Origin of the sequence: Enterobacter sp. 118C5 (genome assembly GCF_034107645.1) — a bacterium.
Classification (GTDB): domain Bacteria; phylum Pseudomonadota; class Gammaproteobacteria; order Enterobacterales; family Enterobacteriaceae; genus Enterobacter; species Enterobacter nematophilus.
The window spans coordinates 897,906-910,835 of sequence record NZ_JAWNEU010000001.1 but is presented as its reverse complement, the minus strand read 5'-3'; the positions used below and the strand labels follow the sequence as shown (position 1 = coordinate 910,835).

At 57.4% G+C, this 12,930-nt stretch carries 11 protein-coding genes; 5 read left to right on the top strand and 6 right to left on the bottom strand.

Translation table 11 applies throughout. The annotated features are described in order from the left end of the window. Nucleotides 1-126: 126 nt before the first annotated feature. Nucleotides 127-1,155, top strand: coding sequence for a Mal regulon transcriptional regulator MalI (locus UTO39_RS04240; protein ID WP_253541739.1), 1,029 nt, complete (start codon nt 127-129; stop codon nt 1,153-1,155). Nucleotides 1,156-1,162: 7 nt separating this feature from the next. On the opposite strand, the gene UTO39_RS04235 is transcribed toward UTO39_RS04240, so the two are convergent. Further along, nucleotides 1,163-2,053, bottom strand: coding sequence for a LysR family transcriptional regulator (locus UTO39_RS04235; protein WP_320726559.1), 891 nt, complete (start codon nt 2,051-2,053; stop codon nt 1,163-1,165). 106 nt (nt 2,054-2,159) lie between these two features. On the opposite strand from UTO39_RS04235, the gene UTO39_RS04230 reads away from it, so the two are divergent. Further along, entirely contained in the window at nt 2,160-3,140 is a 981-nt protein-coding gene (locus UTO39_RS04230) for an MBL fold metallo-hydrolase (RefSeq protein ID WP_320726558.1), read from the top strand. A 15-nt stretch (nt 3,141-3,155) separates the two neighbouring features. After that, complete coding sequence (locus UTO39_RS04225; protein ID WP_061098403.1) at nt 3,156-4,010, top strand: alpha/beta fold hydrolase; 855 nt, start codon at nt 3,156-3,158, stop codon at nt 4,008-4,010. Between the two features lie 38 nt (nt 4,011-4,048). Here the strand turns inward: UTO39_RS04225 and UTO39_RS04220 are convergent, their stop codons facing one another. After that, a complete protein-coding gene (locus tag UTO39_RS04220) occupies nt 4,049-5,581 on the bottom strand; it encodes a YdgA family protein (protein WP_151413871.1) in 1,533 nt (510 codons plus the stop codon). Nucleotides 5,582-5,680: 99 nt separating this feature from the next. Continuing rightward, on the bottom strand, nt 5,681-6,856 hold the full coding sequence (manA, locus tag UTO39_RS04215) for a mannose-6-phosphate isomerase (protein ID WP_320726557.1): 1,176 nt from the start codon (nt 6,854-6,856) through the stop codon (nt 5,681-5,683). 199 nt (nt 6,857-7,055) lie between these two features. On the opposite strand from manA, the gene fumA reads away from it, so the two are divergent. Further along, the gene (gene fumA, locus UTO39_RS04210) at nt 7,056-8,702 is read left to right on the top strand and encodes a class I fumarate hydratase FumA (protein WP_320726556.1); all 1,647 of its coding nucleotides are present in this window, start codon (nt 7,056-7,058) and stop codon (nt 8,700-8,702) included. A 137-nt stretch (nt 8,703-8,839) separates the two neighbouring features. After that, the gene (fumC, locus tag UTO39_RS04205; protein WP_320726555.1) at nt 8,840-10,234 is read left to right on the top strand and encodes a class II fumarate hydratase; all 1,395 of its coding nucleotides are present in this window, start codon (nt 8,840-8,842) and stop codon (nt 10,232-10,234) included. Here the strand turns inward: fumC and tus are convergent, their stop codons facing one another. The 3 genes from tus to UTO39_RS04190 form a co-directional block, all read right to left on the bottom strand. Beyond that, nucleotides 10,235-11,164: a DNA replication terminus site-binding protein gene (tus, locus tag UTO39_RS04200; protein ID WP_320726554.1), complete on the bottom strand. Its 930-nt coding sequence runs from the start codon at nt 11,162-11,164 to the stop codon at nt 10,235-10,237. A 73-nt stretch (nt 11,165-11,237) separates the two neighbouring features. After that, complete coding sequence (gene rstB / locus UTO39_RS04195; protein ID WP_320726553.1) at nt 11,238-12,536, bottom strand: two-component system sensor histidine kinase RstB; 1,299 nt, start codon at nt 12,534-12,536, stop codon at nt 11,238-11,240. 75 nt (nt 12,537-12,611) lie between these two features. Beyond that, nucleotides 12,612-12,872 carry a hypothetical protein gene (locus UTO39_RS04190; protein ID WP_320726552.1) on the bottom strand — a complete coding sequence of 87 codons (261 nt, stop codon included), beginning with the start codon at nt 12,870-12,872 and terminating at the stop codon, nt 12,612-12,614. Between the last annotated feature and the right edge of the window lie 58 nt (nt 12,873-12,930).

The following is a 12,930-nucleotide window of genomic DNA, read 5'->3' as shown; positions in this document are numbered from 1 at the left end:
AAGATAAAACGTTTTATCAAAGTTTAGTGCGCGCTGAATCACATTCTCAGGCTTTGACTGGTAGTATAAAGATAACGTATTGATAAAACGTTTTACCGATCTCATTTCAGGGAGTCACGCCGACACATGGCTGTAGCGAAAAAAATCACCATCAACGATGTCGCGCTGGCGGCGGGCGTCTCCGTCAGCACCGTTTCTCTGGTACTGAGCGGGAAAGGGCGTATCTCGCCCGCAACCGGTCAGCGGGTGAACGAGGCGGTTGAACAGCTGGGCTTTGTGCGTAACCGCCAGGCGTCGGCGCTGCGCGGCGGGCAAAGCGGGGTGATTGGCCTGATTGTCCGCGACCTGACGTCACCTTTCTATGCGGAGCTGACCGCCGGGTTAACCGAGGCTCTGGAAGCGCAGGGGCGGATGGTCTTCCTGCTGCACGGCGGGCGCGAGGCCGGGCAGCTTCTCTCCCGTCTCGATATGCTGCTGACCCAGGGCGTGGACGGGGTGATCGTCGCCGGAGCGTCGGGCGTGGGCAGCGAACTGTGCGAGCGTGCCGCCGAAAAAGGCGTGCCGCTGGTGTTTGCCTCGCGCGCCAGCTACCTGGACGAGGCCGATACGCTGCGCCCGGATAACATGCAGGCCGCGCAAATGTTGACCGAACATCTTATTCGCCGCGGGCATCAGCGCATTGCCTGGCTGGGCGGGAAAAGCTCCTCCCTGACGCGCGCCGAGCGTGTCGGCGGCTACTGCGCGACGCTGATTAAATACGGCCTGCCGTTCCACAGCGAATGGGTCGTGGAGTGTGAATCCAGCCAGAAAAAAGCGGCGGAAGCGATTGGCGCGCTGCTGCGAAGCAGCCCGACGATCAGCGCCGTGATTTGCTACAACGATGTGATTGCCATGGGCGCCTGGTTCGGCCTGATCCGCGCCGGGCGTCAGAGCGGCGAGGGCGGGGTGGAAACCTTTTTCGGCCATCAGGTGGCGTTAGGGGCCTTCGCCGACGTTGGTGAAAACGCGCTGGACGATCTCCCCATCGTCTGGGCTACCACCCCTGCGCGGGAGATGGGCTACACGCTGGCAGACAGAATTATGCAGCGCATCGACAATACGGATGTCCAGGCCGGGCACCAGATTGTGGCGGCGCGGCTGGTGACGGTGAAATAATTCAGCTCTACTGCGTTAGCGGGTTGAGCGTCAGCTGTGTCTCCAGTGCTTCTACAAATTTTCGCACTTTTGCCGGGATCAGGCGTGACGTTGGGTAGACAGCCCAAATGGCCAGCGATTCCGGCTGAGCATCTTCAAGGACGATCCGCACAAGTTTACCCTCTGCGATGGCAGGCTCTACGTACCAGCGGGATAAATTTGCGATGCCGAGTCCTCCCAGGCAAGCCTCGAAAATGGCCTCAATAGAGTTAGCCGAGAATCGGCCTGACACCTTTTGTTTGTAGCGCTGTTCACCCTTTTCAAACGACCAGTGCGTCGTCTCTGAGGTGGTCAGGCAGCTATGTCCAGCCAGATCGTTAAGTAATGTCGGCGAACCGTACGCGGCCAGATACTCCGCGCTGGCGCAAAGCTCGCGAGGGTTATCACAGATGCGGTGTGCAACCAACCGGTTATCGCGCAGCGGTGCAATGCGTAACGCCACGTCTATGCCTTTCCCGACAATATCAATTTGCTCATCGGTTGCCAGCAGGTCAACCTGCAGGGCAGGATGTTGCTGCATAAACAGCGGCAACATCGGCGCAACGATCTTGCGTCCAAACGCGGCTGAGGCGGTAATGCGAAGACGTCCGGACAGGTGCGTACCGTCGGGAAACAGATCGGCCAGCGCGTTATTTTTATCTTCCAGCAGCGCCTGCGCATGAGGCAAAAAAACGTCCCCATCGCTGGTGGGTGAGAGGGATCGCGTGGTGCGATGCACCAGTCTGACTCCCAGCTCGGCCTCAAGATTGTTAAGAGAGCGTGACGCCGCCATGGCGCTCATCGAGAGCCGACGCGCGGCGCCCGCCAGGCTACCGGCCTTGATGGCTTCGACAAACACTTCAATATCTTCCAGCTTCATTATATCGTTTTTCGTTATGCTGCCTTATCAAAGTACATATCTACAGTATTTATCGTTGTGCTGCCATAGTCTCTTCACGTTGTGAAAAAATGAATCTGGAGAGAAGATGAAAAAGTTGAAAACGGTTCTGGCATTCAGCAGCCTGCTGCTGGTAAGTGCCGCCTGGGCTGACGCACCTGCGCAGGTGAAACAGCAGGTCCCCGGCTATTATCGTCTGGCGGTAGGGGAATATGAGGTCACGGCGCTGTTCGACGGCTATAACGACCTTTCGCCGTCATTACTGCACGGCCTTTCAGACGACAAGATTCGTAAGCTGCTGGCTCAGCATAAAATTGATGCCGAACGCATGCCGACCGCGTTTAACGCTTTCCTGGTTAATACCGGTAAACATCTGGTCATGATTGACAGCGGAGCGGGGCACTGCGTGCCGGAAACGGCCGGCCAGCTGGTCAACAATATGAAAGCATCAGGCTATCGTCCTGAGCAGGTTGATACCATTTTCCTGACGCATCTTCATCTTGATCATGTTTGTGGCCTGAGCGATGCGGACGGTAAAGCGTTGTTCCCTAATGCCACCGTCTACGTACCGCAGGGGGAGGCCGACTACTGGCTCGATCCTGCAAAAGAAGCGAGCGCGCCGGCTAATGCGAAGGAGTATTTCGCTATCGCCCGAAAAGCGTTGTCTGAGTATAAAGCCTCCGGACATCTCAAAACCTTCGTTCCGCCTGCCTCGCCCATCCCGGAAGTCCAGACAGCCTATGCCGTTGGTCATACGCCTGGCAGTACCGTTTATCGCTTTGCGTCTCAGGGGAAGGCTATTAACTTCATTGGGGATCTGATTCATGCGCCAGCCGTCCAGTTCCCGCATCCTGAAGTGTCTATTCGCTTTGACGTCGATTCGAAAAAAGCCATCTCGTCCCGGGCGCAGGAATTTAACGCGCTGGCGAAAGACGGTGAGTGGATGGCCGCAGCGCATCTGCCTTTCCCGGGGATTGGGCATATCACCGCCTGGCAGCAGGGCTATAGCTGGAACCCTGTAAATTACGGGCCTTATCAACGTGCGGCCAACGTGCCTCTGCTGAAATAAAGTGAGGTTACGAATATGAAAAGTTACACCGTAACGGCGAACGGCATCCGCCAGTTTGTGGTTGAAGAGGGGGAAGGCGCGCCGGTTATTCTTCTTCACGGTTTTCCTGAAACAAACTATGCCTGGCGCTACCAAATGCCGGTATTGTCCCGGCACTACCGCGTAATCGCCCCGGATTTACGAGGATATGGCGAAACGGATAAACCGGCTTCTGGCTATGATAAACGGAACATGGCGCGGGACATCCGGGAGCTGATGCGTGCGCTGGGCTTACAGAAGGTGGTCCTGGTGGGGCACGATCGCGGCGCGCGCGTCGCGACGCGGTTTGCAAAAGATTACCCAGAGCTGGTGGATCGTCTGGTGGTGATGGATAACGTGCCAACGCGCATTGTGGCGCGCGATTTGAATGCGTCCATCGCCCGCGCATACTGGTTCTTCCTGTTCCATCTTGTGCCCGATCTCCCGGAAGCGCTGATTGCGGGACGTGAAAATATCTGGCTGCGCCACTTTTTCTCGGACTGGACCTACGATCCGTCAACCATCAGCGGCGAGGCGTTTGACACCTATGTTCGCGCGTATCAGGCGCCCGGAGCCGTGCGAGGCGCGATGGCTGACTATCGCGCCAACGCGGAAGATGTGGCGCAGGATCTTGCCGACGCTGACGTGAAAATCACCTGTCCGGTAATGTCGCTGTGGGGCAATGATTTTCACGCGGTCGGCAAGCTCTTCGATATGCAAAGCGTCTGGGCTGAAATGGCGGATAACCTGCGGGCGTACGGTATCGACGAGTGCGGCCATCTTCCTCAGGAGGAACAGCCTGAGAAAGTTAACGCCTTGCTGCTGGATTTCCTGCAGGGATGGAAGGGATAACGACATTAAAAAACCCCTCGTAAGAGGGGTTTTTCTGTTTACTGCTGCGGTGCCGCCGGTACGGCTGGCGCTGCGGGTTCAGCCGGTTCCGGCATCCCCAGCGTCGGCATACCAAACATGCCAACAAACTCTTCCAGCGGCATTTTGTCGCCGTTCAGCGTTACCTGGCCGTTGGCATATTGCAGGCTGGTGGAAATGGTGTTGTCTTCCACTTTGGTGATGCGGAACATCTGACCCATCGCCGCCAGACCTTTTACCTGCTGGTTCGCCAGCTTGCCGGCATCTTCATCGCCATAGCCTTCCAGCTTCGCAATCTGGGTCATAAACTCGGTCGCCATATCCATCGGGATGGTCAGCTTGCTGTCGAGCGACTTCACGCTGCGATCCACTTCCTGCGCCAGCGTCTGCGGTTCACCCGTGGCGGCGGCAGGATCTTTCAGGAACAGCGACAGGTTAAAGCTGGTTTCGCCTTTGCTGTTTTTCCAGCTTAGCGGCGCAACGGTGACCACCGGCTCGCCTTTCAGCAGGATTGGCAGGTTATTGAACAGCACCGCCATCGCCTGCTGCTGGTACACTTCCGGGTTCTGCTGCAGCGCTGCGTCGGTCAGCAGCGCCTGGCTCTCTTTGCTGTATTTCTGGCTAAACTCGTGCCACGCCTGGCCGTCGATATTGCCGATCTTCAACGACAGCTTGCCGGTGCCCAGATCCTGATTCTGCACTTTCAGGCTCTTCAGCGTGTAATCCAGCTGGGTGTTGATGCTCTTACCGTCTTTGGATACGTCGGATTGACCGTTAACGTCCATGCCTTCCAGCACGGCCATCTCTTTCCCTTCAATTGCGATAGCAATCTTATCCACGGAGAGCTTCTGATCGCCGATACGCTCTTTAAAGTCGGTCATACGGCTGTTGCCGTCGGCTTTCAGGTTGTTGAAGGTGAGCTGAACCTTTTGATTATATTCGTTCACGGCGTTGACCAGGCCGCTTTCCGCTTCACCCGTCATGGAGAAGACGTTGCCGTCCCGATCCGCATCGAGTTTGAAATGGCCGCCGCTGAAGGCGACTTTTTCGTTCTCTTTCTCGTAGTTCAGCGCTTTCAGCGCGATATCAGAACTGGTATCACCGGAGTAGCTAATGCGTGTGTTAATGTCGAAAGGTGATTCGTTCTTTGCCAGGTCAAACAGAGGTTTGGTGACGTCGTTATTCACCAGGACGGTATGAACGGACGCCATGGAAGGGATGAGGTTAAACGACTTTAACTGCGCCAGCGGCAGCGGACCGTGGCTTACCACTTCATCCAGCACCACGCTCTGACCCGGCTTCAGCCAGCCGTTTGCCGCACCGGCCACCGGCTTCACCACCAGCTGCATACGGCTGGTGAACACGCCGCGCTGATAGTTCTGGTAGCTCAGCTCCAGACCCGCCTCCGGCGCGCTGCGCTTAATCTCTCCGTTAGCCTGCGCCACCATCTCAGCCAGACGGCCTTCCAGCTGTTTCCCGGTAAACCAGGAGGCACCCGTCCAGACCACGCCTAACGCTACAATCACTCCAACCGCTACGACCGATTTTTTCATTGCGACTATCCCTAAAATGAAACCAGGCGGTAAAAACCGCCCGGAGATATTAAGCCTTCAACTAGCTTAGCAAGAGTTGTTAAAAAATTCAGTAAGTGCTTAAAGCTTATTAAAAACGCGCGCCAGACGACCGGTGCCGCTCACGCTGACCGGAGACTCATTGGCTGCAACGAATGCTGACTCACCGGGCTGAAGAACCAGACGCTGCTCGCCTTTGTGCAGCGTTGCTTCGCCCTCGACGCAGAACAGGATCGCCGCGCTCTCCTGCGCGATAGCCGTTTCCGTCTGGCTCAGGTCATGAAGTGAAAACGCAAAATCCTCAACCGGAATCGGGAAGTCCAGCTCGGCGCCGTTTTTCACCGGCTGAGTCAGCAGCTCTACGGCAGGTTTCGCCACGAACTTCACGTTGGCAACCAGCTCAGGAATGTCGATGTATTTCGGCGTCAGGCCCGCGCGCAGCACGTTGTCGGAGTTGGCCATCACCTCCAGCGCCACGCCCTGCAGGTAGGCGTGCGGGGTTTCCGCGAACAGGAACATCGCTTCGCCCGGGTTCAGCTTCACCACGTTCAGCAGCAGAGGGGAGAACAGGCCGCTGTCGTCAGGGTAAAACTCGGAAATCAGGCGGATGGTCTCCCACGGTTCACCCTGCTGGCTGCCCAGGGCCGCTTTCAGCAACGCCAGCGCGTGAGATTTCTCTTCACCCTGCATATTCAGCAGGCTGGCGAACAGCTGGCTCAGCGCGTCCGCGTTAGGGTTTTCGAGGAAGTGGGCGATAGCCTTGTTGGCACCCGCGACCGGCTGCAGCAGGGAGATAATCTCTGAAAACTCGCGGAACGCGTTCATCGCCAGGAAGGGAGTCAGCGCAAAAACCAGCTCCGGCTTGTGGTTTGGATCCTTGTAGTTACGCTCGGCAGCGTCCAGCGGGATGCCCGCCGCGTTCTCTTTGGCAAAGCCGATTTCAGACGCTTTTTTGTTCGGGTGAACCTGGATGGAGAGCGGCTGGTCGGCACACAGTACCTTAAACAGGAACGGCAGTTCGCCAAAGCGCTGAGCCACCTTGTCGCCCAGCAGCGCGGCTTTATCGGCATCAATCACGTCACGCAGGCTGCGTACCTGGCCGCTGGCGTCTTCAATTTTTGAGCTGCTCTTCGGGTGCGCCCCCATCCACAGTTCCGCCATCGGCAGGTTGTTCGGGTTCGCGATACCGTAGAGATCCGTTAACGCATTTTTACTTCCCCAGGCGTAGTTTTGCACTGAGTTAATGAGTTTTTGCATTATCAAGCCCTGATTCAAATGTGGAATTAACTCCGGGTATTAAAGCAATAAACCACGTGGAAGTAACCTGTGGATGTAAAAAGTCGTACTAGTCTCAGTTTTTGTTAAAAAATTGTGTAGGATAAGCTGACTCGCTTTTAAGCCGGGCAGCGGAACATCTGCCCTGAATAAACAGACCGAAGCAGTAAGTGAGAGAACAATGTCGAATAAACCCTTCCATTATCAGGATCCTTTCCCCCTCAGTAAGGATCGGACCGAGTATTACCTGTTAACCCGCGATCACGTCTCCGTCTCTGAGTTTGAAGGACAAGAGATCCTCAAGGTGGATCCGCAGGCGCTGACGCTGCTGGCGCAGCACGCTTTTCACGACGCTTCCTTTATGCTCCGCCCCGCGCACCAGCAGCAGGTTGCCGATATCCTGAGCGACCCGCAGGCCAGCGAGAACGATAAATACGTTGCCCTGCAGTTCCTGCGTAACTCAGATATCGCGGCGAAAGGCATTCTGCCAACCTGTCAGGACACGGGCACGGCGATCATCGTCGGTAAAAAAGGCCAGCGCGTCTGGACCGGCGGCGGTGACGAAGCGGCGCTGGCGCACGGCGTCTACAACACCTATACCGAAGACAACCTGCGCTACTCGCAAAACGCGGCGCTGGATATGTACAAAGAGGTCAACACCGGCACCAACCTGCCTGCACAGATTGACCTCTACAGCGTCGACGGTGACGAATACAAATTCCTCTGCATCGCAAAAGGCGGCGGTTCAGCCAACAAAACCTACCTCTACCAGGAAACCAAAGCGCTGCTCACCCCGGGCAAGCTGAAAAATTACCTGGTTGAGAAGATGCGCACCCTCGGCACCGCGGCGTGCCCGCCGTACCATATCGCCTTCGTGATTGGCGGTACCTCGGCTGAAAGCACGCTGAAAACCGTCAAGCTGGCCTCAACCAAATACTACGACGGCCTGCCAACCGAAGGTAACGAGCACGGCCAGGCGTTCCGCGACGTGCAGCTTGAGCAGGAGCTGCTGGAAGAGGCGCGTAATCTGGGGCTCGGGGCGCAGTTTGGCGGCAAATACTTCGCCCACGACGTGCGCGTGATCCGTCTCCCGCGTCACGGTGCCTCCTGTCCGGTCGGGATGGGCGTCTCCTGCTCTGCGGATCGCAACATCAAGGCCAAGATCAACCGCGAAGGCGTCTGGATCGAAAAACTGGAAAACAATCCGGGCAAATACATCCCGGAAGCGCTGCGTAAAGCGGGTGAGGGTGAAGCGGTTCGCGTTGACCTGAACCGTCCGATGAAAGAGATTCTGGCGCAGCTTTCGCAGTACCCGGTCTCGACCCGTCTCTCCCTGAACGGCACGATCATCGTGGGCCGCGACATCGCGCACGCGAAGCTGAAGGAGCGTCTGGACAACGGGGAAGGGTTGCCGCAGTACATTAAAGATCACCCGATCTACTACGCGGGCCCGGCGAAAACGCCTGAAGGCTATGCCTCCGGCTCGTTAGGCCCAACCACGGCAGGACGCATGGACTCGTACGTTGATCAGCTGCAGGCCAACGGCGGCAGCATGATCATGCTGGCGAAAGGCAACCGCAGCCAGCAGGTGACGGACGCGTGCCACAAGCACGGCGGCTTCTACCTGGGCAGCATTGGCGGCCCGGCGGCGGTACTGGCGCAGGGCAGCATCAAGAGCCTGGAGTGCGTGGAGTACCCGGAGCTGGGCATGGAAGCGATCTGGAAAATCGAAGTGGAAGACTTCCCGGCGTTTATCCTGGTGGATGACAAAGGCAACGACTTCTTCAAGCAGATCCAGTCATCCCAGTGTTCGGCGTGCGTGAAGTAAATTGAAAAAACCGGGTGGCGCAGCCGCCACCCGACATCAAAAAGAGCGCACAAAGCGCCATACCGTTTCTCAGAAGTCATCAATACTTATCCCTTAAGCATGTGAGCAATCCCTCTTTTGTTATCAAGGAGAAAGTAATGACCACGGTACGCCATGAGAAAGACTCGATGGGCGCCATCGACGTCCCGGCCGACAAGCTATGGGGCGCGCAAACCCAGCGTTCGCTGGAGCACTTCCGTATTTCGACCGAAAAAATGCCCGTCTCGCTGATTCAGGCGCTGGCGCTGACCAAACGCGCCGCCGCGAAGGTGAACCAGGATTTGGGCCTGCTGGAGGCCGATAAAGCCACCGCCATCATCAACGCCGCAGACGAAGTGCTGGCGGGTAAGCATCCCGGCGAATTCCCCCTCGCCATCTGGCAGACCGGTTCCGGTACCCAGAGCAACATGAACATGAACGAAGTGCTGGCGAACCGGGCGAGCGAGCTGCTGGGCGGCGTGCGCGGCATGGAGCGTAAGGTCCACCCGAACGATGACGTCAACAAAAGCCAGAGCTCTAACGACGTCTTCCCGACGGCGATGCACGTGGCGGCGGTCATCGCCATTCGCGAGCAGCTTATTCCGCAGCTCAACGTGCTCAAATCCACGCTTAACGACAAAGCGCAGGCCTTCCGCGACATCGTTAAAATTGGCCGTACGCACCTACAGGACGCCACGCCGCTGACGCTCGGACATGAGATTTCCGGCTGGGTGGCGATGCTGGAACATAACCTGAAGCATATTGAGTACAGCCTGCCGCACCTGGCGGAGCTGGCGCTCGGCGGGACGGCAGTCGGGACCGGGTTAAACACCCATCCCGAATACGCGGTGCGCGTGGCGGAGGAGCTTGCTGCCATTACCGGACAGCCGTTCGTTACGGCGCCCAACAAGTTCGAAGCGCTGGCGACCTGCGATGCGCTGGTCCACACCCACGGCGCGCTGAAAGGGCTGGCGGCTTCGCTGATGAAAATTGCCAACGACGTGCGCTGGCTGGCTTCCGGTCCGCGCTGCGGCATCGGTGAAATCAGCATTCCGGAAAACGAGCCGGGCAGCTCCATCATGCCGGGTAAAGTTAACCCGACCCAGTGCGAGGCCATGACCATGCTCTGCTGCCAGGTGATGGGCAACGACGTGGCCGTCAACATGGGCGGTGCGTCCGGCAACTTCGAGCTGAACGTCTATCGCCCGATGGTGATCCACAACGTGCTGCAATCCGTTCGTCTGCTGGCGGACGGGATGGAGAGCTTTAACGAGCATTGCGCGGTGGGGATTGAACCCAATCGCGAACGCATCAGCCAGCTGCTCAATGAATCCCTGATGCTGGTAACCGCGCTCAATACCCATATCGGCTACGACAAAGCCGCGGAGATCGCTAAAAAAGCGCATAAAGAGGGGCTGACGCTGAAAGCCTCCGCCCTGGCGCTGGGCTATCTCACGGAGGCGGAGTTCGACGCCTGGGTTCGCCCGGAAGCGATGGTCGGCAGCCTGAAATAATCATCCCGCCACGTACAGGTGCAGCCGGGGAATAATCAGCTGTAGCGGCTGCGCCTGAGGCCTGTAACGGTGCTGAACATTCTCAGCATCGTAATTCAGCAGTTCCCCAATATCGGGTACCACCGCGCCCCGATCGGCATCGTAAAGGGCAATCAGCGGCGTCGGACAGGCATACTGCACCTGCTTTTGCTGACCGGAATACCAGACGCGAGCGATAGGCTGCACCTTCACCGGGCGCTTTATCTTGAGGCGCGCATCCGCCGGCAGCGAGGAGATGCTGTGATACTCCTGCTCCAGGCGCTCAATCCACTGCTCCCGCGACCACGGCGCGACGGTGCGCGGCGTCTTCAGGCTTTTTTCCAGCTGGGCCAGAATCTCATCCCGGGTGAAGTTTTTTATGATGTGCTTATTCGCCCAGCCGAAGCGCAGCGTGGTGGGGTGGCGCAGTACCGTTAGCGTTCGGTAGGCATTCAGGGTAATCAGCCCCGGAAGCTGTCGGTGCACCCACTCAAACCGCGCGGCAGGCGCGAGGCCGGACTCTTCGGTAACGATCTTTTCAAAGGCCGCTTTCAGGGTGTTGATATGCGCAATCTGGCTTTCCAGCGCTTCACGCGCTGTCGCATCGGTTTGCAGGCAGATGACGCCCGGCAGGCGCACGGCGGCCTTACTGCTGCGGTTTTCTGACTGCTGCTGGATAAACAGGCGGCGATAGTGCTTCAGCGCCAGCTCAAGAGCCGCGCTGCCGATGTGCTGTTCGACCTCGATGGTGTCCAGCGGATCGTGCTCGGCTCCCTTAGCCACATCCGGCAGGGTAAAGACGCGCGCGGCCAGCAGGCGGCAGGCCTGCAAACGCTCGGTCAGGGTCAGGAGCTCGTGTTCTATTTCCCGAAACGTGCCGTTAAGCCGTTCGATGAGATCGTAGGTCGCCATAAACACCCTCATTAGTTACAACATACTTATCATATAGCACAGCACGCCGGGTCAGGCCAGCGTGCGGTTGAGGTCAGGCAGGGACGGGAAGGGCGATGTTATGGTACACCGGCCAGCTAAAGCAGAAGCGCGCGCCGCCGAGCTCGCTCTCCTCGCAGTGCACCGTGCCGCCCATCGCCTGCGCGATAGAGTAGACAATCGCCAGCCCCAGGCCGCATCCGCCGGTGGCGCGATCGCGGCTGGGGTCGAGGCGGACAAACGGTTCAAACACGGTTTCTCGCGCTTCCGGGGCAATTCCCGGTCCGTCGTCCTCCACCGTCAGGCTGGCCCGGTTGCCGTGCAAATCCAGGCTAATCTGGAGCGTACTCTCGCTGTAGCGCATGGCGTTGTTCATCAGGTTGTCCAGCACGCGCTCCATCAGGCGCATATCGAGCGCGCCGTAGTCACCCGGCGTGACGCGCGTCAACAGCGTGCGCTGCGGGTTTACGCTCTGAACGTCATCAATATGGGTTTGCAGCCAGGCGGGCAGATTCGGCGTGGTGAGGTTCAGCTCGTTTTGCGGACGGTCGAGACGCGCGTAGGTCAGCAGCTCCTCAATCAGCGCTTCAAGCTGACCAATGTCGCGGTTAAGCGCCTGATTCTCTGCCTCGGTCAGATTCTCGCTCATCTCCAGACGGTAGCGCAGGCGAACCAGCGGCGTGCGCAGCTCGTGCGCAATCCCGTCGATCAGCTGCTTTTTACTGGCGATCAGGGCATTGATATTATCGGCCATCTGGTTAAAAGCCACGCCCAGACGCTCAAAGCTGGAACCGCTGTCGAAGTGAATGCGTTCGGTAAAATGCCCCTCGCCAAAGCGCTGCGCGGCGGATTCCAGCTTCAGCATGTCCTGCCAGTGGGGCCGCATCCAGATAAAGACCGGAAACGCGAGCGAAATGGCGATAAAGGCCATCAGCGCCATGTCCAGCAGACGCATCTGGTGCAGATAATAGAGATAGGGCACCGGCCCGACGGCCAGCACGTAATGGCTGCGCGGGATGCGCTGGATAAAGGTGTATTTCTCATCCAGCGCGACAATGTCCCCGTCGCGCAGGCGCTGCATGGCGGGCGGGTCCAAATCGAAATCTTTTAACGGCTCGATGCGTAAATCAAACGACAGGTTCAGATCGAGCTCTTTGAGGGTTTTTGCCCAGTTGTGGGGCGGGATCTCTCTCAGCTCGCTGCGCATCAGATACAGCGAGCTTTTCATCAGATCGTCCAGCGACTGCCTGCCCGCACGTTCGGCGGTGAATTTATAGACCAGCCCGACCAGCATGGTCATGACCAGGAAGCAGACAAACAGCAAAAGATAAAACTGCACAAACAGCTTTTTCATTGGATCTCACCGAAGAAACGCTTTGTGCAGAATATACATGAAAACCCGTCAATATTTTCATGTCTGTGAAGCGCGTTACATGGCCTTCGCGCTGTTTTTTACCCTGGCGATGAGTGTTTCCGTTATGGCCAGACCTTCCGCAATCTGTGGATCGATCACGGCAACCCCAAATTCGTTAATTAAATCCAGGAGTAATTCGTAAGACTGGATAAGTTCAAGGAGGTCAATGAGCGCTTTTTGATCGGCGCGTGAGGGTGAGGAATGGCTAAACGCTGCCTGGTTAACAATCCATTCAAGATTGGTTTTGATGGCTTCTACGTCATGGTAGCTATACATATTTCATGAGCTTAAATCCTCATTTCAAGATTTTATGGGAGAGAATGTGCTGAAAAGG